Source organism: Allobosea sp. CS1GBMeth4, assembly GCF_900185715.1.
In the GTDB taxonomy this organism is placed as follows: Bacteria; Pseudomonadota; Alphaproteobacteria; order Rhizobiales; family Beijerinckiaceae; genus Allobosea.
Map to the genome: position 1 here is coordinate 73,857 of NZ_FYAS01000022.1, position 23,017 is coordinate 96,873.

Annotated in this window: 23 protein-coding genes; 15 read left to right on the forward strand and 8 right to left on the reverse strand. The window is 68.7% G+C overall.

Annotated features, from left to right (window positions below; all coding sequences use genetic code 11):
- Nucleotides 1-203: 203 nt before the first annotated feature.
- The 3 genes from CS1GBM4_RS13390 to CS1GBM4_RS13400 all read right to left on the reverse strand — a co-directional run bounded on the left by CS1GBM4_RS13390 (nucleotide 204) and on the right by CS1GBM4_RS13400 (nucleotide 2,931).
- Nucleotides 204-806: a TetR family transcriptional regulator gene (locus CS1GBM4_RS13390; protein WP_244607217.1), complete on the reverse strand. Its 603-nt coding sequence runs from the start codon at nucleotides 804-806 to the stop codon at nucleotides 204-206.
- A 2-nt stretch (nucleotides 807-808) separates the two neighbouring features.
- Nucleotides 809-1,987, reverse strand: coding sequence for a cell division protein ZapE (gene zapE, locus CS1GBM4_RS13395; RefSeq protein ID WP_186419224.1), 1,179 nt, complete (start codon nucleotides 1,985-1,987; stop codon nucleotides 809-811).
- 80 nt (nucleotides 1,988-2,067) lie between these two features.
- The gene (locus tag CS1GBM4_RS13400; RefSeq protein WP_244607218.1) at nucleotides 2,068-2,931 is read right to left on the reverse strand and encodes a LysR family transcriptional regulator; all 864 of its coding nucleotides are present in this window, start codon (nucleotides 2,929-2,931) and stop codon (nucleotides 2,068-2,070) included.
- Nucleotides 2,932-3,024: 93 nt separating this feature from the next.
- Between CS1GBM4_RS13400 and CS1GBM4_RS13405 the strand changes: the two genes are divergently transcribed.
- Together CS1GBM4_RS13405 and CS1GBM4_RS13410 are read left to right on the forward strand one after the other, a co-directional pair.
- Nucleotides 3,025-3,621 (forward strand): LysE family translocator, encoded by a 597-nt coding sequence (locus tag CS1GBM4_RS13405; RefSeq protein WP_186419226.1) that lies wholly within the window; start codon nucleotides 3,025-3,027, stop codon nucleotides 3,619-3,621.
- A gap of 176 nt (nucleotides 3,622-3,797) precedes the next feature.
- Entirely contained in the window at nucleotides 3,798-4,415 is a 618-nt protein-coding gene (locus CS1GBM4_RS13410; protein WP_186419227.1) for a GNAT family N-acetyltransferase, read from the forward strand.
- A gap of 155 nt (nucleotides 4,416-4,570) precedes the next feature.
- Here the strand turns inward: CS1GBM4_RS13410 and CS1GBM4_RS13415 are convergent, their stop codons facing one another.
- Entirely contained in the window at nucleotides 4,571-5,251 is a 681-nt protein-coding gene (locus CS1GBM4_RS13415; protein ID WP_244607219.1) for an AprI/Inh family metalloprotease inhibitor, read from the reverse strand.
- Between the two features lie 188 nt (nucleotides 5,252-5,439).
- On the opposite strand from CS1GBM4_RS13415, the gene CS1GBM4_RS13420 reads away from it, so the two are divergent.
- Nucleotides 5,440-5,868 (forward strand): RidA family protein, encoded by a 429-nt coding sequence (locus CS1GBM4_RS13420; RefSeq protein ID WP_186419228.1) that lies wholly within the window; start codon nucleotides 5,440-5,442, stop codon nucleotides 5,866-5,868.
- Nucleotides 5,869-5,911: 43 nt separating this feature from the next.
- On the opposite strand, the gene CS1GBM4_RS13425 is transcribed toward CS1GBM4_RS13420, so the two are convergent.
- Nucleotides 5,912-7,489 (reverse strand): glucan biosynthesis protein G, encoded by a 1,578-nt coding sequence (locus CS1GBM4_RS13425; protein ID WP_186419229.1) that lies wholly within the window; start codon nucleotides 7,487-7,489, stop codon nucleotides 5,912-5,914.
- A 660-nt stretch (nucleotides 7,490-8,149) separates the two neighbouring features.
- Between CS1GBM4_RS13425 and CS1GBM4_RS13430 the strand changes: the two genes are divergently transcribed.
- The 4 genes from CS1GBM4_RS13430 to CS1GBM4_RS13445 all read left to right on the forward strand — a co-directional run bounded on the left by CS1GBM4_RS13430 (nucleotide 8,150) and on the right by CS1GBM4_RS13445 (nucleotide 12,520).
- Nucleotides 8,150-9,295, forward strand: coding sequence for a type III PLP-dependent enzyme (locus CS1GBM4_RS13430; RefSeq protein WP_186419230.1), 1,146 nt, complete (start codon nucleotides 8,150-8,152; stop codon nucleotides 9,293-9,295).
- Nucleotides 9,296-9,530: 235 nt separating this feature from the next.
- Nucleotides 9,531-10,067 carry an N-acetyltransferase gene (locus tag CS1GBM4_RS13435; protein ID WP_186419231.1) on the forward strand — a complete coding sequence of 179 codons (537 nt, stop codon included), beginning with the start codon at nucleotides 9,531-9,533 and terminating at the stop codon, nucleotides 10,065-10,067.
- Nucleotides 10,068-10,189: 122 nt separating this feature from the next.
- The gene (locus tag CS1GBM4_RS13440; protein ID WP_186419232.1) at nucleotides 10,190-11,002 is read left to right on the forward strand and encodes a phosphodiesterase; all 813 of its coding nucleotides are present in this window, start codon (nucleotides 10,190-10,192) and stop codon (nucleotides 11,000-11,002) included.
- 81 nt (nucleotides 11,003-11,083) lie between these two features.
- Nucleotides 11,084-12,520, forward strand: a complete 1,437-nt coding sequence (locus CS1GBM4_RS13445; RefSeq protein ID WP_186419233.1) for a homospermidine synthase — start codon at nucleotides 11,084-11,086, stop codon at nucleotides 12,518-12,520.
- Nucleotides 12,521-12,577: 57 nt separating this feature from the next.
- On the opposite strand, the gene CS1GBM4_RS13450 is transcribed toward CS1GBM4_RS13445, so the two are convergent.
- Both CS1GBM4_RS13450 and CS1GBM4_RS13455 read right to left on the reverse strand, forming a co-directional pair.
- A complete protein-coding gene (locus CS1GBM4_RS13450; protein ID WP_186419234.1) occupies nucleotides 12,578-12,883 on the reverse strand; it encodes a hypothetical protein in 306 nt (101 codons plus the stop codon).
- A gap of 121 nt (nucleotides 12,884-13,004) precedes the next feature.
- A complete protein-coding gene (locus CS1GBM4_RS13455; protein WP_186419235.1) occupies nucleotides 13,005-14,078 on the reverse strand; it encodes a hypothetical protein in 1,074 nt (357 codons plus the stop codon).
- A gap of 453 nt (nucleotides 14,079-14,531) precedes the next feature.
- On the opposite strand from CS1GBM4_RS13455, the gene CS1GBM4_RS13460 reads away from it, so the two are divergent.
- A complete protein-coding gene (locus CS1GBM4_RS13460; protein WP_186419236.1) occupies nucleotides 14,532-15,566 on the forward strand; it encodes an aspartate-semialdehyde dehydrogenase in 1,035 nt (344 codons plus the stop codon).
- Nucleotides 15,567-15,714: 148 nt separating this feature from the next.
- A complete protein-coding gene (locus tag CS1GBM4_RS13465) occupies nucleotides 15,715-16,656 on the forward strand; it encodes a DMT family transporter (RefSeq protein WP_244607220.1) in 942 nt (313 codons plus the stop codon).
- Between the two features lie 109 nt (nucleotides 16,657-16,765).
- On the opposite strand, the gene CS1GBM4_RS13470 is transcribed toward CS1GBM4_RS13465, so the two are convergent.
- Nucleotides 16,766-17,431: a TetR/AcrR family transcriptional regulator gene (locus CS1GBM4_RS13470; RefSeq protein WP_186419237.1), complete on the reverse strand. Its 666-nt coding sequence runs from the start codon at nucleotides 17,429-17,431 to the stop codon at nucleotides 16,766-16,768.
- A 147-nt stretch (nucleotides 17,432-17,578) separates the two neighbouring features.
- Here CS1GBM4_RS13470 and CS1GBM4_RS13475 point away from each other — a divergent pair, with 147 nt between their 5' ends.
- From CS1GBM4_RS13475 to CS1GBM4_RS13500, 6 genes are all read left to right on the forward strand, one after another.
- On the forward strand, nucleotides 17,579-18,781 hold the full coding sequence (locus CS1GBM4_RS13475) for an HlyD family secretion protein (protein ID WP_186419238.1): 1,203 nt from the start codon (nucleotides 17,579-17,581) through the stop codon (nucleotides 18,779-18,781).
- A gap of 266 nt (nucleotides 18,782-19,047) precedes the next feature.
- Nucleotides 19,048-20,634: a DHA2 family efflux MFS transporter permease subunit gene (locus CS1GBM4_RS13480; RefSeq protein ID WP_186419239.1), complete on the forward strand. Its 1,587-nt coding sequence runs from the start codon at nucleotides 19,048-19,050 to the stop codon at nucleotides 20,632-20,634.
- 202 nt (nucleotides 20,635-20,836) lie between these two features.
- Nucleotides 20,837-21,373: an iron response transcriptional regulator IrrA gene (irrA, locus tag CS1GBM4_RS13485; RefSeq protein ID WP_186419240.1), complete on the forward strand. Its 537-nt coding sequence runs from the start codon at nucleotides 20,837-20,839 to the stop codon at nucleotides 21,371-21,373.
- A complete protein-coding gene (locus tag CS1GBM4_RS13490) occupies nucleotides 21,370-21,657 on the forward strand; it encodes a hypothetical protein (RefSeq protein ID WP_186419241.1) in 288 nt (95 codons plus the stop codon). Before irrA ends, CS1GBM4_RS13490 begins: the two co-directional genes overlap by 4 nt.
- 125 nt (nucleotides 21,658-21,782) lie before the next feature.
- Nucleotides 21,783-22,271 carry a bacterioferritin gene (gene bfr / locus CS1GBM4_RS13495; RefSeq protein ID WP_186419242.1) on the forward strand — a complete coding sequence of 163 codons (489 nt, stop codon included), beginning with the start codon at nucleotides 21,783-21,785 and terminating at the stop codon, nucleotides 22,269-22,271.
- 123 nt (nucleotides 22,272-22,394) lie between these two features.
- Nucleotides 22,395-22,934, forward strand: coding sequence for an MOSC domain-containing protein (locus tag CS1GBM4_RS13500; RefSeq protein WP_186419243.1), 540 nt, complete (start codon nucleotides 22,395-22,397; stop codon nucleotides 22,932-22,934).
- Nucleotides 22,935-23,017: the final 83 nt, after the last annotated feature.

The following is a 23,017-nucleotide window of genomic DNA, read 5'->3' on the forward strand; positions in this document are numbered from 1 at the left end:
AAAGCCGACGGTTCTTTGACCTAAGCCGCTTCCGGGCTCAACCCTGCACAGGCTTGGGCCCCGGAAACGTCCAACGCTGCGGTTTTGGCGTCCCGCGCACAGAATACTGAGGAAAACCAGTCTGTTAGAAGCAGGGCGGCGAAGCAGCCCCGTCGATCTGCCCCGCAAACGGGCGGTTACATTTTACAGAATTTGTCATTTTTTTAGATCACGCCCGCCGCGAGCGCCCGCAGCGCCACCCTGATCAGGGTGGCGAGCCGGGCATCGATCGACGCCTGCGGCACGTCCGCCTCGAGTTCCAGCGAGGCAGGATGGATGAAACGATGCGTCGCGTCGATCACGAAGGCGATGGCGCGGTCGCGATCGCGCGGCTCGAAGGCGCCGGTGGCGATGCCCTCGTCGATCACCCGTTCGAACAATGCGCGCACGCGGGTGCGGTTGCGCCGGCTGATCGCATGGCGCTTCGCCACCGCCTGCGACAGCGCCGCGAACAGATGCGGCTCGTCATGGAGCAGGTCGCGGTTCGCCTTCGCCAGCGCCAGGATCAGGCGCTCGAGCTTGTCGTCGGCGGGATCGGGACCGTCGGCGATGTCGGCGAGCGACCGCTCGGTCGCCTTCAGCCAGACGTCGACCACAGCGTCGATCAGCGCCGTGCGCGAGGGAAAGTAGCGGTAGACATTGGCATGGGTCATGCCCGCCTCCTCCGCCACCGCGACCACGGTGAAGCGGCGCAGGCCGTGCTGGCGCAGATGCTCGCCGGCGACCGAGAGGATGCGCATCTCGCTCGGCTCGCGCGGTGTCGCCACGGTCAGGTCTCCACCAGCCCGGTGGCGTCGCCGCTGGCGGCCGAATCCGCCTGCCCATGCGGCAGCGCGAGATACGCCTCCGAGCGCATCTCGATCAGGCGCGACACCGTCCGGTCGAACTCGAAGGCCTCGCGGCCGCTCCGCGCGACGTAGAGCCCGGTCGGCTCCGCCGCGGCCGAGGCGACGAGCTTCACATGGTTCTCGTAGAGCGCGTCGATCAGGATGATGAAGCGCTTGGCCTCGTTGCGCCGCTCCATGTCCATGATCGGGATGCCGTCGAGGATCAGCGTGTGGTAGCTTCGGGCGAGCGCGAGATAGTCCGAGGCGCCATAGGCCCGGGCGCAGAGCTCGGCGAAGCTCGCCCGCGCCACGCCGCCGGCCGCCTGCGGCAGCTCGAGCGCATGCCCCTTGATCGCGATCGTGGCCGGCGCGCCCTGCGCCACGCCGGTGAGCTGGCTGAAGGCCCGGTCGAGCGCAGCCTTCGCCGCCTTGTCGGCCGGAACGTGATAGGTCGGGGCGCCGCCGAGCTTCTCCAGCCGGAAATCGGTGCGCGCCTCCAGCTTGACCACCTCGACCTTGCTGGTCAGCAGCGCGATGAAGGGCAGGAAGAGCGCGCGGTTGAGCCCGCCCTCGTAGAGCCGCGACGGCTCGACATTCGAGGTCGCGACCATGACGACGCCGGCGGCGAACAGCGCCGTGAACAACCGCCCGAGGATCATCGCGTCGGCGATGTCGGTGACGGTGAACTCGTCGAAGCAGAGCAGGCTCGCCTCGTCCGCGAGGTCCGCCGCCACCGGGCCGATCGGATCGGGCTCCTTGACCTTTCCGGCCTTGAGCGCCTGGCGATAGGCGTGGATGCGCTCGTGCACATCGGCCATGAAGGCGTGGAAATGCACGCGCCGGCGCGACGCGACCGGGACCGTCTCGTAGAACAGGTCCATCAGCATGGTCTTGCCGCGGCCGACCGAGCCCCAGACATAGAGCCCCTTGATCCCCTCCGCGGCCGGCTGCTTGCGGCCGAACAGCCAGCCGAGCGCGCTGCTCTTCTTCGCCAGCTTGCGGTTGGCGAGCGTCTGCGACAGCGCCTGCAGCCGCCTGACGACGGCGAGTTGCGCCGGATCGCGCTCGATCGCGCCCGAGGCGACCAGGGCGTCGTAACGTTCGGATAGGGTGGCGGACATGGCCTCGCGGCGGGAAGGGACGTGGCCTTTGGGGTTACGGCAGGGCGGCCCGGCCCGCAACCCTCGCCGAGGCCGGCAGCCTATGCGGCCTGCCGCGGACGCAGCCAGCCGGCGCGGAGATGGCGGGCGAGTTCGCGCGCCGCTTCGGAGGGCTGGGAGCGCGACAGATGCAGCGTGATCGCGAAAGGCGGCAGCTCCGGCAGGTCGGCCTCCGGCCCGAGGATGTCGAGATCGGGCGGAACCGTGCAGGCGAGCCAGGCGGTGACGGCGAGGTCGGTCCTCACCGTCGCCGTGGTCGCATCGATATTGCCGTTCTCGAACACGCTGCGCCAGGTGCGCCCCTGCTCATCCAGCGCCGACGCCACCGCCGGCCGGAAGGCGCAGCTGTCGGCGACCAGCGAGAGCGGCAAGGGCTGCTTCAGATGCGCGTTGCCGGCCCTGGCGCCGACCCAGACCAGCCGCTCGATCCCGAGGCATTCGCCGCTCGCGGCCGCGAGCGGCTCCTCGACCAGAGCGAGATCGACCTCGCCCTTGCCGAGCGCTTCGAGCAGTTGCGGCGAGGAGGCGCAGACCAGCGAGATCTCGACCAGCGGGCTCGCTTCGGCAAATCCCTTCAGGATCGGCGCGAGCGAGCCGCCGACGAGATCATAGGGGACACCGAGCCGCACCTTGCCGGCGCATCCCGTCGTCATCTCGGCCCAGATCTCGTCGTTCAGGCCGATGAGCCGCCGCGCCCTGGCGAGCAGGCGATCGCCCGCGGCCGTCAGCTTCAGCCCGCGCCGCTCGCGCAGGAACAGGGGCTGCCCGAGCCGCCGCTCCAGCCGCATGATCTGCTGGCTGACGGCGCTCTGCGTCAGATGCAGCGCATTGCCGGCGACGGTCATGCTGCCATGGTCGGCGACGGCGACGAAGGCCCGGATCAGCTCGATGTCGAGATTGCGCATCCCGGCATTATGATCCGTAATGCCCGATCGCTTCAACATTCGCTTTCATGATGTCGTGCGGGCCCCTATCGAGCGGTCTCCCCGGAGTTCGCCATGGCCTTCGACCAGTTCCTGCCCCTCATCGCCTTCGCCGCCGTCTCGACCGTGACGCCGGGCGCCACCACGACGCTCGCAACCGCCTCGGGCGCGCATTTCGGCTTCCGCCGGTCGCTGCCCTTCATGATCGGCGTCGCCATCGGGCTCGCAGCGATGGCGGTCACCGCAGCGGCCGGCCTCGCCGGCCTGCTGCTGGCGGCTCCCTCGCTGGAGCTGGCGATGAAGCTCGCCGGCTCCGCCTATCTGCTCTGGCTCGCCATCCGGATCGGGCGCAGCGGTCCGCCGCATCGCGACGCCAGCATCGCGCGGCCGACGAGCTTCGCCGGCGCGCTCTGGATCCAGCTCCAGAATCCGAAGGGCTGGGCGATGACGCTCGGCGCCGCCGCGTCCTTTGCCGGCCTCGCGCGCGGCGCGACCGAGCTCGCCGCCCTGCTAGGCATGGTCTTCGGTATCTTCGCGCTGCTGTCGCTGATGCTCTGGTGCGTCGCCGGCCAGCTTCTGGCGCGACTCCTGCGCAGCGAGCGGCAATGGCGCCTGCTCAACCTCGCCCTGGCGCTCGCTCTGGCCGGCTCGATCGCCACGATGTGGCGCTAGAACGGACCGGACCGGCCTCGATACGCCGCCAGCCGCCGCTTTTCCGGGCGAAAAGCCGCAAATTGCCGCAATTGCGCCTCTTGCATTCCCCGATCGGTCGCCCATCTTGGGCTCCGAGTTAGGGAAGATTCGCCTCCTGGGGGCAGCGCGCATCCGCGCTTTCACAGGAGCTGCAATTGAATCGTTCGATCAAAGCTGGCGCCAAGGCCAGACAGGGCGAGGTCAGGCGTCTCTGGCCCGCCGAGCGCGATCTCTTCACCGCCCATCTCCTGCGCCTCGATGCCGCGACGCGGCGCGAGCGCTTCGGAACGGCGGTCAACGACGAATTCCTCAGGAGCTACGCCGAGACCACCTTCGGCGTCGGCGGGCTCGTCTACGCCTATGTCGAGGCCGGCGAGGTTCGCGGCGCCGCCGAGTTGCGCGGGCTCGAGGAGATCATCGTCGAGACCGGCGAAGCCGCCTTCAGCGTCGAGCGCGACTGGCGCCGGCGCGGCATCGGCGAGGCGCTGTTCGGCCGCCTCATCACGGCGGCGCGCAACCGCAACATCCGCACGCTCTACATGACCTGCCTGCCCGAGAACGCCGCGATGCGCAGCCTCGCCCGCAAGTTCGAGGCCGAGTTGGTCGGCGGCTACAACGATGTCGAGGGCCGGATCGCGACCGGCGCGCCGACGCCGTTCACCCTGCTCGACGAGGCGCTCGACAACGCCCGCAGCTTCGCGACGCTGTCGCTCTCGCTGCAGCGCCGGTTCTGGCCCTCGGCCCTGTTCGGCCGCGGCGCCGCACGGCATTGACAGGCCTCTAGACAACCTCTCCGTCATGGTCGGGCTTGTCCCGACCATCCACGTCTTCGCGTCGCTGCTCACAGACCGGGTTCAGGACGTGGATGCTCGCCACAAGGGCGAGCATGACGAGGTTGAGCCACTTCTCAGGACAATGGCGCCGCGCTCTATCGATTCATCGAGAGCGCCGCTCCCGATTTCGTGATCGCGCCGTTCATCGTGCCGGCGCTGCCGACGCGCAATCGCGCCACGACCGAGCCGCCGCGCTGATAGAGGTAGACCTCGCCGTCGCGGTAATCCCAGGCGTTGACCTGCTGCAGGTCGCGGTTGCTGCAGCCATTCGCGCTGGCGCGGTAGAGGTCGAGCGAGGGCGAGCTCGAGAGCTGCACCCGGCAGGAGCCGCCGGTCGCCTCCTGCGCCGTCCAGTTGCCGATGACGCCGTCCCGCGACGAGACCGCGCCGCTGCGCGTCGGGCCGCCGCCCGGCGCCGCGCCGGGATTGGCGTTGGCGACCTGCGGCGGCGCGGGCTCGACCGGGCGCTGCGCCGGCGGCTGCTGGCCGGCCTGCGGCTCGAAGAGGGGGTCGCTCTGGGGCGGCATGCCGCCCGCGCCCGGCGCCGGCTGCGCGCTCGGATATCCGCCCGGAGGCGGCAGCGGCTCCGAGGTGATGGGGGCCGACTGGACCGGCGGCGCCGACTGGACCGGCTCGCCATAGACCGGCGCACGCGCGACGGCCTGGCCCGAACCCGGGCCGTATCCGCCGAAACGCTGCGAGCCGGCGCAGGCCGTCAGCAGCACCAGAGGCAGCAGGCTCGCGGCCCGCAGCAGCATGGAAGTCCTCAAGCTCATCCCCGTCATCTCGACACGTCGCCGTCCGAAGGCACTGTGCCCATGCCGCCTGAATGTGGCATGAAACCCAGCGTGGAACCTGACATGAGCGCGTTCAAGGCCGCAAAGCGGCGCCGGTCAAGTCTCAACAAGGTTTTGCACCGCCCATGCGGCGTGGCAGAAGACGGCGACAGATTCCGGACCGACCGATGAAGCCGCTCACCCCCTCTTCGATCCGCGCCCCCTTCGCCCGCTACAGCCATGGCGCCGAGGTCCCGGCCGGCCACCGGCTCGTCTTCTGCTCCGGCCAGCTCGGCATCGCCCCCGACGGCACCATCCCCGAAAGCGTCCGCGATCAGGCCGATCTCTGCTTCGCCAACATCGCCGCGATCCTCGCCGAAGCGGGGATGGCTCTGAAGGACATCGTCCGCGTCAACGCCTATGTCACCGACCGCGCCCATATGAAGGGCTATATGGAATCGCGCGATGCCCATGTCGGCTCGCCGCCGCCGGCCTCGACCCTGATGATCGTCTCCGGCTTCACCCTGCCGGAATTCAAGGTCGAGATCGAGGTGGTCGCCGCGGCCCCCGAGAAGCGGCGCAAGCCGGCACGCACGGTCACGGCGCCGAAATTCTGATCCACGCCCCTCCGGGTTATGGAACTGCAGCCCCTATGCGCTGTCAGCCGGCGTCGGGCGCCCGCCAGGGATAGCTCCAGGTCTCGGTCAGGGTCTTGCTGCCGCTCTTCAGGAAGGCGCGCATCTCGGCGAGTTGGCCCGGCTCGACCACGATGTCGACGAAGGCGCGGAAGCCCTCGGTCTTCGGGTTCGGCACCAGGAAGGCCCGGTTGATCCGGCCATAGGCGATCGAGGGCACGATCTCGACCTTTTCGGGTTGCTTCAGATAGTAGCCGAGATCGCCGCCGGCGAAGTCGACGATGAACCGCCTCGCGTTTTCGGTCACCGGCTCGCCCGAACCCAGCGCCTTCGGCTTGGCCTGATAGGTGTTGATCGCCCGTCCGCCCGGATGCAGGTCGCTGGAATCCACCATCGCGGTGAGCTTGTAGCCGAAGCGGAATTCGCGACCGGGCTCGAGCGGCGCCTTCGGCGCCCAGAGCGCGACGACGTTGTCGTTGGTCTCGTCGGTGGTCGGCAGCTCGATCAGCTCGACCACGCCCTCGCCCCAGTCGCCCTGCGGCTCGATCCAGTAGGAGGGCCGCAATTCATAGGCGAGGTCGAGGTCCTGATAATGCTCGAAGACGCGGTCGCGCTGCATCAGGCCGAAGCCGCGGACATTGCGCTCGACGAAGGAGGAGGTCGCCGGGACGCGGGCGTTGCGCAGCGGTCGCCAGATCCACTCGCCCGTGCCGGAATGGATCAGCAGCCCGTCCGAATCGTGCAGCTCGGTACGGAAGTCGTCATGGAAGCGCCGGTCGTTCTCGCCGGTGAAGAACATCGAGGTCAGCGGCGCCAGGCCGAGCCTGTCGATCGGCTTGCGCGGGAACAGCACCGCGCCGACATCGACCACGCTGTCGCCGTCCGGATAGATGTGGAAGCGGTAGGCCCCGGCGACGGACGGCGAATCGAGCAGCGCGTAGACCGTGACACGCTCGGCATCGGCCGTCGGCGTCTCCACCCAGAATTCGCGGAAGACCGGAAACTCCTCGCCGCCCGGCAGCCCCGCGCCGATCGCGAGGCCGCGCGCCGACAATCCGTAGCGCTGCCCGCGGCCGAGCACGCGGAAATAGCTCGCCCCGATGAAGGAGATCAGCTCGTCGAAGATGCGCGGATCGTTGAGCGGGTAGTGCAGGCGGAAGCCGGCGAAGCCGAGATTGACCGGCAGCGGCTTGTCGAACTTCGTCCGGCCATAGTCGAAGAGATTGGCCGCGTAGGGCACCGGCGTCGGCACGCCGTCGCGGATCACGTTCACCGTCACCGGCCGCGTGAACAGGAAGCCGGGATGGAACATCTGCATGCGGAAGCCGGAATTCGACTGGGCGAGCAAAGCCCGCTCCGGCCGGAAGCGGATCTCCCGCCAGGCGTCGAAATCGAGCCGCGTCAACGCCTCCGGCAGCGCCGGTCCCGCCTCATAGGGCACGGCGGCGATCTCCCGGGCGCGCCGCACCACCTCCTCGAAGCCGAATCGGGGTTGCGGCGGCGCCTGCTCCGGCTGCTGCGCCAGCAATGCCTGCGGCGCGGCGGTGGCGCACAGCGCAGCGCTCAGCCCGGCCAGAACCCGGCGGCGATCGGTAACCGTCATGATCGAAGCTTGCCCCGTCGAAATAGGCGCGCGAAGGCGCGCTGCGGCAACGACTTAGGCGATGAAATGGGGCTGGTCTAGGGCGCAGCGGCGGCCGGCCCGCCCGGCGCCGGGACGAGCCCCCCGCTGCGCCACGGCCGCGCCGCTCGCCCCCGGAAAAAATCCATCTCGGCCCGCTAGAAAAAACTTGAAGCACCGGGCGCCCGTCCGTATATGGGGCTCACCCAATTCGCACGTGCCTGTGGCCGCGTGCCGGTCGGTGGGCATCCGGACAAGAGGCCGGACAGCCGCCAGGGATGGGAAACGGATGGAGGGGGATGGACATCCCCTCAAATCACGCTCCCGGCGCTCGCAAGAGGGCCGCTCCCGAACAGCGACCGGCAGCCGGAGGCGAAACCGGCGAACCCCGAATCTCCACGGGGGACGCAGCTTAAAGCAACGACGGAGCGGGCTTTTTTGGTCTCGCCGGCTTTCCACAGGCCGGCACCGAAGAGGCTTGTCCTTCATTGCCGGCCGTGCGGGGTCTCCCCAATCGACGGTGTTTCGGGTCCGGACGTTTCGTCCGCTGTCCTTGGCGTCTCCATCGCGCCTCGGAACGCGGCCGTTTCAACCGGCTACACGTCGTATCGGCGCCGCTTGCGCCGAAGAGGAGTCGCGCCGATGACCGAGCGCATCCGTGAATTTCTCCGTGACCGACGCGAGGACGGTCCCTGCGTCGTGATCGACCTCGAGGTCGTGCGCGAGAATTATGTCGCCTTCTCCCGGGCGCTGCCGGACACCCGCGTCTTCTATGCGGTCAAGGCGAACCCGGCGCCGGAAGTGCTGCGCCTGCTGGCCAGGCTCGGCTCCTGCTTCGATTGCGCCTCGGTCGTCGAGATCGAGCTCGCTCTCGCGGCCGGCGCCACGGCGGACCGCATCTCCTTCGGCAACACGATCAAGAAGGAACGCGACGTCGCCCGCGCCATGGAACTCGGGGTGCGCCTGTTCGCCGTCGACTGCCAGGCCGAGGTCGAGAAGATCGCCCGTGCCGCCGCGGCCACCAGGGCCGAGGGCGCGCGCATCTTCTGCCGCATCCTCTGCGACGGTGCCGGCGCCGACTGGCCGCTCTCGCGCAAGTTCGGCTGCGTGCCCGAGATGGCCGCGGACGTGCTCGAGCATGGCCACCGCCTCGGCCTCCAGGCCTACGGCATCTCGTTCCATGTCGGCTCGCAGCAGGCGAACGTGCATGCTTGGGATTCGGCCCTGGCCTCGGCCTCGGCCGTGTTCAGGGAGTGCGCCACTCGCGGTTTGTCGCTGTCGATGGTCAACCTCGGCGGCGGCTTCCCGGCGCGCTATCTGAAGCCGATCCCGGGCGTTCCGGCCTATGGCGATGCCATCTTCCAGGCGCTGTCGAAGCATTTCGGCAACCGCCTGCCGGAGACCATCATCGAGCCGGGCCGCGGCATGGTCGGCGAAGCCGGCCTGATCGAGGCCGAGGTCGTGCTGATCTCGAAGAAGAGCGAGGACGACCAGGTTCGCTGGGTCTATCTCGACATCGGCAAGTTCAACGGCCTTGCCGAGACGATGGACGAGGCGATCCGCTATCCGATCCGCACGGAGCGTGACGGCGACGCCACGGTGCCCTGCGTGCTGGCCGGCCCGACCTGCGATTCGGTCGACGTCATGTACGAGAAGACCCCGTATATGCTGCCGTTCAGCCTCGAGATCGGCGACAAGGTCCTGATCGAGGGCACCGGCGCCTATACGACGACCTACGCGGCCGTCGCCTTCAACGGCTTCCCGCCGCTGAAGCAGTACGTCATCTGACGAAAAGGGAGGGTCGCGAGGCCCTCCCGCACCAATCGGGTCCGGCGAAGCGCCCTGCCACCGGTCGGCAGGCTGCCCGATGACCGGGCGGAGCGTCCGCGCCTCCAGGAATGGACGTGCGCGGCCGTGGCTCCCGCCGGACCCTCTTCCACATGATCCTGTTTGCTTGCGGCCGCTCCCTGGGCGGCGCCGGGAAGGTCCGCCAAAGGGCGGGCGCTCCGGCAGGAGGTACGTCATGATCACGATCCGCGACGAGATCGAGACCGACATCCCGGCCCGCGAGGCCCTGCTCGACCGCTGCCTCGGCGAGCGCCGCACGGCGAAGTCGAGCGAGCGCCTGCGCGAGGGCCGCCTGCCGGCCGAGGGCCTGGCCCTGACGGCGGAGCGCGACGGCGCGCTCGTCGCGACCGTGCGCCTCTGGCATGTCGAGGCGGGCGGCAGGCCGGCCCTGCTGCTCGGCCCGCTCGCGGTCGCGCCCGAGCTCCAGGGCGAAGGGCTCGGCAAGGCGATGATGCACGAGGCGATCCGGCGCGCCGCCGGCCGCGGCCATGGCGCGATCCTGCTCGTCGGCGACGCGCCCTATTACCGGCGCTTCGGCTTCACCGCCGAGCCGATGGCCGGCCTTTCCATGCCCGGCCCGGTCGAGCGCGAGCGCTTCCTCGGCCTCGAGCTGCGCCAGGGCGCGCTTGAGGGTGCCGGCGGCATGCTGAGAGCCACGGGGGCGCTCGTCCCGGCCGAGGGAGCGGAGGGTCTCCGACGTCGCGCCGCCTGAGGCCTTGGCCGGATCGTAGCCGATCCGTCATCAACGCGCGTCATTGAAGCCTGCGCGGCGCTGGCCGCGCGGGCTGCCGTCAGGTAAGGCGGCCCAGGCCCTCCTCCTGAGCAAGACGACCCATGCTGATCGCCCATCTGTCCGACCTGCACATCTGCCCGCCCGGCCGCCTCGCCCTCAAGGTCTCCGACACGATCGGCATGACGCGGCGCGCCGTCGACGCCGTCGCCGCCCTGCCCGTCCGCCCCGATGTCCTCGTCATCACCGGCGACCTGACCGAGAGCGGCCTGCCGGAGGAATACGCGCTCGTCCGCGCGATGCTGGCGGAGCTCGGCCTGCCGACGCTGCTGATCCCGGGCAACCACGATGTCCGCGAGGCGATGATCGCCGGGCTCGACCTCGGGCCCCATGCCGACCTCACCGGCGGCTTCGTCCAGTTCAAGGCCGATCTCGGGCCTCTGCGGTTGATCGGCCTCGACACGCTGCTGCCGGGCTCGAGCGCCGGCGCGATCTGCGACGAACGGCTGGACTTCCTCGAGCGCGCCCTGGCGGATGCCGAGGGCCGCCCCGTCGTGCTGTTCACGCACCACCCGCCCTTCTCCTGCGGCCTCGGCTACATGGACGCGGTCATGCTCAAGGACGGCGCGGAGCGGCTGGCGGAGATCGTCGCGCGCCATCCGAACATCGAGCGCGTGCTCAGCGGCCATCATCACCGCCCGGTCCAGGTCCGCTATGCCGGGACCATCGGCCAGGTCGTGCCCGGCGTCGCCCATCAGGTCGTCCTCGACCTGCAGCCGGGCGCCACGGCGCGCTTCCTGATGGAGCCGCCCGCGTTCATGCTGCATGCTTGGCAGCCGGGCGCCGGCCTGATCTCGCACACCGCCTATGTCGGCGCCTTCGAGGGACCTTACCCCTTCAGCCTGGGCAAGGAATGAGGTCGCCGGCATTGACGCCGGGGGACCTGCCCCATACCAGCGTCCGCCTGCCTGAAACGAGATCATGAGGAGTTGAGAAGAATGACGGATTGGCCCGTATACGGCGAGATCAGCGGCCCGATCGTGATGATCGGCTTCGGTTCGATCGGCCGCGGGACGCTGCCGCTGATCGAGCGGCATCTCAAATTCGACAAGAGCCGGTTCGTGGTGATCGCGCCCGACGACGACAACCGCGCCCTTCTCGACGAACGCGGCATCCGCTTCATCCATGAAGCCGTGACGCTCGAGAACTACAAGACCATGCTCACGCCCCTGCTGACCGCGGGCGGCGGCCAGGGCTTCTGCGTCAACCTGTCCTGCGACACCGGTTCGCGAGACATCATGGAGCTCTGCTCCAGCCTCGGCGCGCTCTATATCGACACGGTCAACGAGCCCTGGCTCGGCTTCTATTTCGACGAGACGAAGGGCCCGGGCGAGCGCTCGAACTATGCGCTGCGCGAGATGACGCTCGCCGCCAAGCGCGCCCGTGCGCCGGGTTCGACCACCGCCGTCTCCTGCTGCGGCGCCAATCCCGGCATGGCCTCATGGCTCGCCAAGAAGGCTCTGCTGAACATCGCCGCCGACATGCGCCTCAACGTGCCGCAGCCGACCACTCGCGAGGAATGGGCCGGGCTGATGCAGCGGGTCGGCGTCAAGGGCATCCATATCGCCGAGCGCGACACGCAGCGCTCGAAGAACCCCAAGCCGCCGGGCGTCTTCGTCAACACCTGGTCGGTCGAGGGCTTCATCTCCGAGGGCGTGCAGCCGGCCGAGCTGGGCTGGGGCACCCATGAGAAGTGGATGCCGGACAACGCCCGCACCCACGAGACCGGCTCGCAGGCCGCGATCTACCTGATGCAGCCCGGCGCCGAGACCAGGGTGCGCAGCTGGTGCCCGACTCCGGGGTCGCAATACGGCTTCCTGGTGACGCATAACGAGTCGATCTCGATCGCCGACTACTTCACCGTGCGCGACGAGGCCGGCAAGGCGATCTACCGGCCGACCTGCCACTACGCCTATCATCCGTGCAACGACGCCGTGCTCTCGCTGCACGAGATGTTCGGCAATGCCGGCCGCCCCCAGGAAGAGCATCACATCCTCGAGGAGAACGAGGTCATCGACGGCATCGACGAGCTCGGCGTGCTGCTCTACGGCCACGACAGGGGCGCCTATTGGTTCGGCTCGCAGCTCTCGACGGAGGAAGCGCGCAAGCTCGCTCCCTATCAGACCGCGACCGGCCTGCAGGTCACCTCGGCCGTGCTCGCCGGCATGGTCTGGGCGCTGGAGAACCCCAATGCCGGTATCGTCGAGGTCGAGGAGATGGATCTCGACCGCTGCCTTGCGATCCAGATGCCCTATCTCGGGCCGGTGAAGGGCTACTATACCGACTGGACGCCGCTCGATGGCCGCCCGGGCCTGTTCCCGGAGGATATCGACACCAGCGATCCCTGGCAGTTCAAGAACATCCTGGTGCGCTGACGCCAAAGCAAAAGGCCCGCCTCACGGCGGGCCTTTTCGGTTCAGGCCTGCGATCGCTCAGAAGCGCGGCGTCGAGAAGCTGTTGGCGAAGGGGTTGGCGCCGGAGCCGATGCGCGAGGGCAGCGTGCCTTCGCCATAGAGCTCGCCGGACGAGGAATAGACCGGGCTCGCCACGATGTTCTGCGTCGCATAGCGGTTCATGCTGCCGACCGGCACGACATTGCCGGCGTCGAAATAGCTGCGCTTCTGCACGGTGACGCGCAGGGGCCGGCGCTGTTGCTGGGCCTCGGCCATGGAGGCCGCGAAGGTGACTGCCGCGATCGAAACGGCGAGGCCGGCGGCGAAGCGGGAAAGCGAACGCATGACAATCTCCTGGGCGGTTGCCCCCGCCGAGGCTCCTGGCGGATCGGCTGTCGCTACGGTACATCTATCCAGTTAATGCTTTAATTGCGCCGCGCCAGTGCGCCCTGGCAACACGAGCGCGTTATCGCTGGCTCTTCTTGCCCGAAGCCGTCTTCAGCGCCGGAGCCTTTCCGTCGGCGTCGAGCCAGGAGCCCTTGCGCCCGGTCGCGGCGAGCCTCGGCACCGAACAGCCCTGCCGGCGGTTGAGCTCGGTCCGTGCGAAGCTGGCGCGCAGTTCCGGATCGTCGCCGGCGCTCAGGAGGTCGATCCGGTCGATCAGGCAGATCAGCTGCGCCCGGTCGGCCGGCCGCGCCTCGCTGCCGCACCACCAGCCGGAGAAGGACAGGTGCGCGCTCGCGTCGAGATGGCGGAAGGCGATGCAGGCCCGGCTCGCCGTGCCGTCGCCCAGGCTCGCATCCGCCGTCTCGACGGTTCCGAACTTGGTCTCTACCGTCGTCGTCGCGCCGCTGCGCCCGACCGACAGCCCGCGTGCTGCGCTCTCGCGCACCAGCATGATCACGAAGGGCTGCGACAGGCCGGCGCGCGCGCCGTCTCCGGCGTCGCGATTGACCTGCAGCCTGAGCGACAGGAACGGCCTGCCGTCGCCGAATTCGCCGAAGGTCAGCACATCCTCGCGCCGCTGGCCGTCCTTGCTGCGCCGCGCCTCGTAGGTGTTGCGCTTGTCGAGGTCCGGCGCCTCCAGGCCGAAGAGCGCGAGCGGCCGGGCGATCGCCACCCAGCCATCCTGCCCGGCGCCGATCGGCGAGGCTTGGAGCCGGACATCCCGGACCTCGGCAGCCGCCGGAACCTGCACGGGCCCCGGCAGGCTGGCGAGCGCCGGGTCGGAGGAGCCGGAGGAGAGCCCGGCCACGAGCATCGCCGTCACGCCGACGCCGGTCAGCGCGGCGAGCCCGCGCCAGAGGACACCGCCGGTCACACCGGCTGCGCCCGAGCGCAGGGCACGTCGCGCCGGCCGCAGCATCCGCGCGAAGCCGGCCTCGACGATATCGGCGATGTCGACCAGCCGGGCGGCGAGGTCGAAACGGCCCGGCCTCGCCCCGCCCGGAATCTGCAGGCGCGGCTGAAGACGTCGCCCGCTCTCGCGCAGCCGCAGCTGCAAGCGCTGCCAGATGGCGCTGATCTCGTCCCCGGACACGACAGAACCCGACCCGTTGGGCGGCCCGCACCCCTGCAAGCCGCCTCGTCCCCACTCGCGGGCGAGCTTTCGCCGGCCGCGATGAGCAGGTCGTTACCGGGAGCCCGCCATCGCCGAACAGGGTCAACGACGGGTAAGGAGGCAGGGTTAACGCCGGTGCGCCGGCCCGAGCGATTGACTTTTGCCTGCTGCCGGTGTTTGGGATTGCGCGCCGGATTTCAGTCTTCCGGCTTCGCGATGAAAGTCAGCTCTGGTTGGTTCCGTGACGTTCGCTTCGACGACGAAAACCACGACCAAAACGACGGCCGGGAAAACCCGGACGTCGCGCTGACACGTCGCCTCGATTCCGGGCTCTCCCCCCCGGCCGGGGTCAAACGGCCGAACCCGCAAGCAGGATTGTGGACGCGGCTTTCCCGGGGAGGCTGAACCGGTTTCGCCAGAAGGAATTCCAGCATGAGCTTCAAGGTCGCGGTCGTCGGCGCCACGGGCAATGTGGGCCATGAGATGCTCGACATCCTCGCCGAGCGCGCTTTCCCCGTCAGCGAGGTGGTGGCGCTCGCCTCCTCGCGCTCCGTCGGCACCGAGGTCTCCTTCGGCGACAAGAAGCTGAAGGTGAAGGCGCTCGACCATTACGACTTCTCCGACACCGACATCGCCCTGATGTCGGCGGGCGGCGCGGTCTCGAAGGAATGGTCGCCCAGGATCGGCGCGCAGGGCTGCGTCGTGATCGACAACTCCTCGACCTGGCGCATGCATCCCGACGTGCCGCTGGTCGTGCCGGAGGTCAACGCCGCCGCGGCCGCCGGCTTCGCCAAGATGAACATCATCGCCAACCCGAACTGCTCGACCGCGCAGCTCGTCGTGGCGCTGAAGCCGCTGCACGAGCGCTTCGGCATCAAGCGCGTCATCGTCTCGACCTATCAGTCGGTCTCCGGCGCCGGCAAGGAGGCGATGGACGAGCTCTTCAACCAGACCCGCGCCGTGTTCTCGGCCGGCGAGGTCGCGCCGAAGAAGTTTCCGAAGCGCATCTCCTTCAACGTCATCCCCCACATCGACGTCTTCATGGAGGACGGCTACACCAAGGAAGAGTGGAAGATGATGGCGGAGACCAAGAAGATCCTCGACCCGAAGATCAAGCTGACCGCGACCTGCGTGCGCGTGCCGGTCTTCATCGGCCACTCCGAGGCCGTCAACATCGAGTGCGAGAAGCCGGTCACCGCCGAGGAGGCGCGCGAGGTGCTGCGCACCGCCCCCGGCATCCTCGTCATCGACAAGCAGGAACCCGGCGGCTACATCACCCCGCACGAGGCGGCCGGCGAGGACGCGACCTACATCTCGCGCATCCGCGAGGACGCCACCGTCGAGAACGGCCTCTCCTTCTGGTGCGTCTCCGACAATCTGCGCAAGGGTGCCGCGCTGAACGCGGTCCAGATCGCCGAGGTGCTGGTCAACCGCAAGCTGATCCAGCCGCGCCGGAAGGCGGCCTGAGCCGAGCCGCGCTTCCGTCAAGAAAATTTCAAGGCGAGCCCCGTGCTCGCCTTTTTCTTGCGCGACGCATGGCTGCCGTGCCGGATTTGCGCACGGGCTCGCCACGATCATCGGCTAAAGTGTTTCGGCATCGAGATTCGCTGAAACCTTGCCCGACACCCTGACCCGAGTTCCTCTGCCGATCGCCCCGGCCGAGCCGCCGCAGCGTCCCGCGCCGCGGCGCGACAACGGCCTGCGCGGCATCGGCCTGATGCTGCTCGGCAGCGTCTTCCTCTCCGCCGCCGACGTCGCCTCGAAGTATCTCACCGCCACCACGCCGGCCATCCAGGTCGTCTGGCTGCGCTACGCCGCCTTCGCGCTGATCATGCTGGCGGTCGCCGCTCCCGGCGGGTTCGCGCAGCTCAGGCCGAGGCGCGTGAGCAGGCAGATCGCGCGCGGCGTCGCCGTCACGATCTCCTCGATCCTGTTCGTCTCGTCATTGCGCTACCTGCCGATCGCCGACGCGACCGCCACCAGCTTCGTCGCGCCGCTCTTCGTCACCGCGCTCTCGATCCCGATCCTCGGCGAGAAGATCGGCTGGCGGCGCTGGACCGCGACCGCGGTCGGCCTGATCGGCGTCCTGATCGTCGTCCGCCCGGGCGGCAGCGACTTCCAGCCCGCCTCGATCCTGCCCGTCCTGTCGGCGGCGACCTGGGCCTTCGCCCTGATCGTTACCCGGATGATGAGCGCCACCGAGAACCCGGTGACCACGCTGGCCTGGTCGGCGATCGTCGGCTGCCTGCTGCTCTCGGCCCTGCAGCCGCTGACCTGGCAGCCGCTCACCGGAGAGGCGCTGCTGATCGGCCTCTTCATCGGCGTCTCCTCGACCGTGGGACACTGGTTCGTGATCCAGGCCTTCCGGCATGCCGACGCCTCGCTGCTGGCGCCCTTCTCCTATGTCCAGCTGCTCTGGGCCTCGGCCTTCGGCTTCGTCCTGTTCGCGGTGCTGCCCGACGCCTTCACCTGGCTCGGCTCGGCGATCATCATCGCGTCGGGGCTCTACACCGCGCATCGCGAGCGCATCCGCGCCCGCAAGGTCGCAGCTTCCTGACTCGCCGGCTGGCGGAGCACTTTTCCGGAGCCCGTTCCGATCAGCTTGCACCGCAAGCTGATCGGTAAAACGGTTTCTAAGCTAAAAGTGAGAGCCGGATTCACCGGCTCTAGCGCGCCGCCTTGCCGTAGCGGGCCATGAAGGTCGCCACCGCCTCGCCGACGACATGCGCGACCTCGTCCTCGCCGGGCGGGGTGCGCACGGCGTTGAACAGGCGGGGACGCATCAAGGTCGACTGGCAGAGATCGACGAACTGCGCTGCCGCCAGCGCGACATCCCCGATCGCGAGCTCGCCGGCCGCGACACGCTGCTCCAGAAACGCGGCAAGGTGCTGCGCGCCCTGCATCGGGCCGCGCTCGTAGAACTCGCGGCCGAGATCCGGCATGCGCTCGGCGACGCCGAGCACGATTCTGTGGGCGCTCAGCGCGAAGGGGCCGGTCAGCAGGCGCACCAGCCCGGTGCCGAAATTCGTCAGGGCCAGGGTCAGGCTCGGCTCGTCGGCGAGCGCGGCGTACATGCCCTGCTTCTGCTTCTCGCGCTCACGCTCGATCAGGGCGACGAAGAGATGCTCCTTGTCCTCGAAATAGACATAGAGCGTGCCCTTGGAGACGTTCGCGGCCGCAGCGATGTCGTTCATGCTGGCGGCGTCGAAGCCGCGCGCGGCGAACACGGCATTTGCCCCTTCGAGGATCTGATGGCGCTTGTCGGGATCCATCCCGGCGACGCGCCGGTTGCGGGAGATGGCCCGGGCACGCGGCTCCAGCATCGCACTCATCGTGTTCCATACCTCTGCGCAAGTTCGCGCTTGCAAAATAATCGAACCGATCGGTTCGATTTGCTCTTGATATGCGCCGCGGCGGACGCTATTTCAACCTCGATCGAACCGAGCGGTTCGAATTATGATCGTCAGGGCATTACCACCATGACCGTCGAAGCCGCCACTGAAAAACGAGCCGAGCCCCGCCGGGATCGCCTGAAGCTGGTCGACCCCGTGCTCGAGCAGACACCCGGCTCGATCGAAGCCCGCAAGACGGGCGAGGAGCGCGGCCCTGCCGCGCAGACGGGCGGCAGGCCGGCACCGAAGCGCGGCGTCAGGCGCATCGTCCTCACCCTCGTCGCCGGCACGGCCCTCGGGGCCGGCCTGTGGTTCGGCATCGGCTGGTGGCGCGATGGCCGCTTCATCGTCTCGACCGACGATGCCTATGTCGGCGCCGACATGGCGACGATCTCGGCCAAGCTGCCCGCCAACATCGCCACGATCTCGGTCGCCCAGAACCAGGAGGTCAAGGCCGGCCAGCAACTGGTCAAGCTCGACGACGGCGACCAGCGCATCGCGCTGGAGAGCGCACACGCCAAGAGCGCGACCGCCAGGGCCACCCTGTCCCGGATCGACGCGCAGATCGAGGCCGCTCGCGCCAGCCTGCAGCAGGCGCAGGCGCAGCAGAACTCCGCCGAAGCCGCCGTCACCCGCACCGCCGCCGATTTCGAGCGCGCCAGCAACCTCGCCGCCAAGTCCTACGGCTCGCAGGCGACGCTCGACGCCGCCACCGCCGCGCGCGACCAGGCGGTCGCCTCGCTCGTCAGCGCGAAGGCCGGCGTCGTCCAGGCGCAGGCCAATATCGAGGTGCTCAAGGCGCAGCGCGTCGAGGCCGCCCGCCAGATCGAGGAGCTCCGGGTCGCCGAGGACAAGGCGGCGCGCGACCTGTCCTTCATGACGATTTCGGCACCGATCGACGGCCTCGTCGCCAACACGAACATGCAGCTCGGCGATCTCGTCAGCGCCGGCAAGCGGCTGATGTCGATCGTCCCGCTCGACAAGGTCTATGTCGACGCCAATTTCAAGGAGACGCAGCTCGGCCCGCTGAAGATCGGCGACAGGGCGAAGATCACCGTCGACGCCCTGCCCGGCCAGGTCTTCGACGGCACCGTCAGCGGCATCGCCGGCGGCACCGGCTCGGTCTTCACCTTGCTGCCGCCCGACAACGCCACCGGCAACTTCACCAAGATCGTCCAGCGCGTGCCGGTCCGCATCGCGCTCTCGCCGGAGTCGGCGGGCAGGCATGTGCTGCGGCCGGGCATGTCGGTGGTGGTTTCGATCGACCCGCGTCCGGGCGCGCGGAACTGACCGGCGCCGGTTCGCTCGCCTGCCCGCGCAGCCGATCGGCCGGCTCAGACTGACCGTGAGAGACGGATCCGCCGATCGGGTCGGCCCGGCCCGATCGGCTCCGGCTCTCGCCGACCCCGACCCGAGGAGCCATTTCCGACCGGGAAATGGCGGTGCGCAGCGGCTCGATCGCCCCTTCCGGGCCGAAGCGCACCGCGCCTCACGGCGCTCCTCGGGCCGGGGCCGGTTCCCGGAATCCGACCGCCACATCCGTCGAGGAGGCCGGCATGGCCACCGCTACCACTGCGCCCCCGGCAGCCGGCGCGCCGGCTGCCGACGCCATCCCGATGCGCCGGATCTTCGCCTTCCTGGCGATGGTCTTCGGCATGTTCATGGCGATCCTCGACATCCAGATCGTCTCGGCCTCGCTCGCCGAGATCCAGGCCGGGCTCTCCGCCTCCAGCGACGAGATCGCCTGGGTCCAGACCGCCTATCTGATCGCCGAGGTGATCATGATCCCCTTGTCCGGCTATCTCAGCCGGGCGCTGTCGACGCGCGTCTTCTTCTCGATCGCCGCGGCCGGCTTCACCATCTCCAGCGCGCTCTGCGCCTCGTCGAGCTCGATCAACGAGATGATCCTCTGGCGCGCGGTCCAGGGCTTCATCGGCGGCGGCATGATCCCCGGCGTCTTCGCCGCGGCCTTCACCATCTTTCCGCCCTCGAAACGGCCGATCGTCTCGCCACTGATCGGTCTCATCGCCACGCTCGCGCCGACGATCGGCCCGACGGTGGGCGGCTATCTCAGCCACGCCTTCTCCTGGCACTGGCTGTTCCTGGTCAATGTCGTGCCCGGCATCGGCGTCACCATCGCCGCCTGGACGCTGATCGACTTCGACAGGCCGGACCATGGCCTGCTCCGCCGCTTCGACTGGATCGGGCTCGGCGCCATGGCCGCCTTCCTCGGCAGCATGGAATATGTGCTCGAGGAAGGCACCCGTCTCGACTGGTTCGAGAGCCACGAGATCGTTCTCTTCACCGGCGTGATGCTGGTCGGCGCCGTGCTGTTCTTCTGGCGCGCCCTGACGCGGGAGGACCCGCTGGTCGACCTCTACGCCTTCTCCGACCGCAACTTCGCCTTCGGCTCGCTGTTCTCCTTCACCATGGGCATCGGCCTTTACGGCCTGACCTATCTCTACCCGGTCTATCTCGGGCGCATCCGCGGCTACGACGCGCTGATGATCGGCGAGACCATGTTCGTCACCGGCCTTGCCATGTTCCTCACCGCGCCGATCGCTGGACGCCTCTCGGCCAAGCTCGACCCGCGCATCATGATGATGATCGGCTTCGGTGGCTTCGCGCTCGGCACCTGGCTCGCCTCGGCGATCACGGCGGACTGGGACTTCCACGAACTGTTGGCTCCGCAGATCCTGCGCGGCTGCTCGCTGATGCTGTGCATGGTGCCGATCAACAACCTCGCACTCGGCACCTTGCCGCCGCAGCAGCTCAAGAACGCCTCGGGGCTCTACAACCTCACCCGCAATCTCGGCGGCGCGGTCGGGCTCGCGGTGATCAATACCCTGCTCAACAACCGCACCGACCTGCACATCGCCCGCCTGCACGAGGCCGTCGCCATGGGGCGCCAGGTCGCCGAGGAGAATCTCGCCGCGCTGATCCAGCGCTTCGCCGAGCATGGCGACGCCGCGCGCTCCATGGCGCTGGAGCTGCTGACCCAGCGAGCCCACAAGCAGGCGCTGGTGATGGCCTTCGGTGACGTCTTCCTCGGCCTGACCTGCATCTTCGGCGCCCTGGTCGTGCTCGCCCTGTTCATGCGCAGGCCGCCGGCTCCCGCACCGGGCGGCGGAGGCGGGCATTGACGGCCTCCGCCGAGACCGTCCGAACGGACGACACGTCCCGCTTGGAGGGACCGCTGCGTGTCGTGGACACCCCCCATGCGTTCCGCCGCAGGCCGGGGAGAATTGACAGCCCGCATCGAAGAGGGCAAAAATATCAGCAATATCAGTAGTTTAGATGAATTCTAAACTGCATGGACACTGATCTTCGAGTTGGAAGGCGTTCATGAGCATTCTGTCCCTGAAGGACGGCAGCCCGGCCCGGGCTGCCCATGAGGAGCAGATTCCCTGGCCGCAGAAGGCCCCTGCCGCCTGTCCGATCAGCGCGGTCAAGGCGCGCCTGCGCAGCGTCGGCCTGAGGCCGACCCGCCAGCGCATGGCGCTGGGCTGGCTGCTCTTCGCCAAGGGCGACCGGCATGTCAGCGCCGAGATGCTCTACGAGGAGGCGCTGCGCGCCCGCGAGCCGCTCTCGCTCGCGACCGTCTACAATACGCTGCGTCAGTTTTCCGAGGCCGGCCTGCTGCGTCAGGTGTCGGTGTCCGGGCCGAAGACCTTCTTCGACACCAATGTCTCGGAGCATCATCACTTCTACAATGAGGACGACGAGACCGTCGTCGACATTCCGGGCTCGCAGATCGAGGTCACCGGCCTGCCGGCGGCGCCGGACGGCATGATGATCGCCTCCGTCGAGGTGATCGTGCGCCTGCGCCGCGCCGATGGCGTGGAGACGGCGACGAAGGTCGCGGGAGCCCGCCGGACGTGATCGTCTGCTCCTGCAACGTCCTCTCCTGTCGGCAGATCAAGGGCACGATCGCGCCGGACGGCAGCGGCCCGCGCACCGCGGGCGAGGCCTATGACTGCCTCGGCTGCAGCCCGGATTGCGGCCGCTGCGCCCGCGAGGTCCGCGCCCTGCTGGCGGAGGCCCGCGCCGCCTGCGCCAGCCAGTGCCAGAGCTGCGCCAGCCGGGATGTCGCTTGCGCGGTTCACGTCTCGGTCGGCCTGATGATGGCCGGCATCGAGGAGAATGACGACCGCGCCGCCGCCTGACCGCGCCGCGGCGATTTCTGCCGCAGACCTTGCAGTCCGGCCTTTCCTTTCCGAGTTCATCGCTCTACATTATGAGCATTATAATGTAGCCAGGCTGATCCACAGCCGACAGCGAGGAGAGCGGCATGAAAGGCGACAAGAAGGTCATCGAATACCTCAACAAGGGCCTGCGCTCCGAACTGACGGCCATCAACCAATACTGGCTTCACTATCGGCTCCTCGACAATTGGGGCCTTAAGGACATGGCGAAGACCTGGAAGAAGGAGTCGATCGAGGAGATGGTCCATGCCGACCGCTTCGTCGACCGCATCCTCTTCCTTGAGGGCTTCCCGAACATGCAGACGCTCGACCCGCTGCGGATCGGCGAGAACGTCAAGGAAGTGATCGAGTGCGACCTGAAGGCCGAGGTCGAGGCGCGGGCGCTGTATCAGGAGGCGGCCAAATATTGCCGCGAGGTCGGCGACTATCCGTCCGAGGACCTGTTCAAGGCGCTGATGAAGGACGAGGAAGGCCATATCGACTTCCTCGAGACCCAGCTCGACCTGATCGGCCGCATCGGCCTCGAGCTCTACACCCAGAAGCATGTCGGCGGGCTCGAGGGCGACGACCACTGAGCTGCGGCTGCCGCCAGGAACGATCGACCGGGCCGCGTGACAGGCCCGGTTTTTTCGTGGCGCCAGCGGGGCTCCCCAAGCGCCGCGCTGCCATGCCCGGGGACGGCGACCGGATGGAGGCCGATGAGCAGGATCATTGCCGTCGCGCGGGATGATGCACACCGCTTCAGCAAGCCGGTCCTGCCGGCGATTCGCCTGCTCGCCGGCCTCGGCGTCGAAGGCGACGCCCATTGCGGCGAGACGGTGAAGCACCGCTCGCGTGTCAGGGTCGATCCGACGCAGCCCAATCTGCGTCAGGTCCATCTGATCCATGCGGAACTTTTCGACGAGCTCGCCGATGCCGGCTTCCCGGTAGGGCCGGGCGACATGGGCGAGAACCTCACCACCCGGGGAATCGACCTGCTCGGCCTGCCGGTCGGTGCCCGGCTTCGCCTCGGCGGCGAAGCTCTGATCGAGGTCACCGGACTGCGCAACCCCTGCGCCCAGATCGAGGCCTTCCGGCCGGGCCTGCTCGCGGCCGTGCTCGGCCGCGGCGCCGATGGGGCGCTGATCCGCAAGGCCGGAATCATGGCGATCGTGCTGGACGGCGGCCTGGTCAGGCCGGGCGACGCCATCGGGATCGCGCTGCCGCCGCCGCCGCATCGCGCCCTCGAACGCGTTTGAGGCGGCCCGGCCTTTCGGCCTGCCGCCTCGTCGATTCGTCCAGGCACAACCCGGCCAGGCCAAATCAGCCCGACCGGACGTGT

Excerpts from the sequence above, each read along its gene's own strand:
- CS1GBM4_RS13400 (WP_244607218.1), bottom strand. The coding sequence starts at position 2,931 with ATGCGCAATCTCGACATCGAGCTGATCCGGGCCTTCGTCGCCGTCGCC.
- bfr (WP_186419242.1), top strand. The coding sequence starts at position 21,783 with ATGAAAGGCGACAAGAAGGTCATCGAATACCTCAACAAGGGCCTGCGC.
- CS1GBM4_RS13415 (WP_244607219.1), bottom strand. The coding sequence starts at position 5,251 with ATGAGCTTGAGGACTTCCATGCTGCTGCGGGCCGCGAGCCTGCTGCCT.
- CS1GBM4_RS13440 (WP_186419232.1), top strand. The coding sequence starts at position 10,190 with ATGCTGATCGCCCATCTGTCCGACCTGCACATCTGCCCGCCCGGCCGC.
- CS1GBM4_RS13460 (WP_186419236.1), top strand. The coding sequence starts at position 14,532 with ATGAGCTTCAAGGTCGCGGTCGTCGGCGCCACGGGCAATGTGGGCCAT.
- CS1GBM4_RS13450 (WP_186419234.1), bottom strand. The coding sequence starts at position 12,883 with ATGCGTTCGCTTTCCCGCTTCGCCGCCGGCCTCGCCGTTTCGATCGCG.
- CS1GBM4_RS13480 (WP_186419239.1), top strand. The coding sequence starts at position 19,048 with ATGGCCACCGCTACCACTGCGCCCCCGGCAGCCGGCGCGCCGGCTGCC.
- zapE (WP_186419224.1), bottom strand. The coding sequence starts at position 1,987 with ATGTCCGCCACCCTATCCGAACGTTACGACGCCCTGGTCGCCTCGGGC.
- CS1GBM4_RS13435 (WP_186419231.1), top strand. The coding sequence starts at position 9,531 with ATGATCACGATCCGCGACGAGATCGAGACCGACATCCCGGCCCGCGAG.
- CS1GBM4_RS13420 (WP_186419228.1), top strand. The coding sequence starts at position 5,440 with ATGAAGCCGCTCACCCCCTCTTCGATCCGCGCCCCCTTCGCCCGCTAC.
- CS1GBM4_RS13500 (WP_186419243.1), top strand. The coding sequence starts at position 22,395 with ATGAGCAGGATCATTGCCGTCGCGCGGGATGATGCACACCGCTTCAGC.
- CS1GBM4_RS13405 (WP_186419226.1), top strand. The coding sequence starts at position 3,025 with ATGGCCTTCGACCAGTTCCTGCCCCTCATCGCCTTCGCCGCCGTCTCG.
- CS1GBM4_RS13475 (WP_186419238.1), top strand. The coding sequence starts at position 17,579 with ATGACCGTCGAAGCCGCCACTGAAAAACGAGCCGAGCCCCGCCGGGAT.
- CS1GBM4_RS13425 (WP_186419229.1), bottom strand. The coding sequence starts at position 7,489 with ATGACGGTTACCGATCGCCGCCGGGTTCTGGCCGGGCTGAGCGCTGCG.
- irrA (WP_186419240.1), top strand. The coding sequence starts at position 20,837 with ATGAGCATTCTGTCCCTGAAGGACGGCAGCCCGGCCCGGGCTGCCCAT.
- CS1GBM4_RS13430 (WP_186419230.1), top strand. The coding sequence starts at position 8,150 with ATGACCGAGCGCATCCGTGAATTTCTCCGTGACCGACGCGAGGACGGT.
- CS1GBM4_RS13445 (WP_186419233.1), top strand. The coding sequence starts at position 11,084 with ATGACGGATTGGCCCGTATACGGCGAGATCAGCGGCCCGATCGTGATG.
- CS1GBM4_RS13470 (WP_186419237.1), bottom strand. The coding sequence starts at position 17,431 with ATGAGTGCGATGCTGGAGCCGCGTGCCCGGGCCATCTCCCGCAACCGG.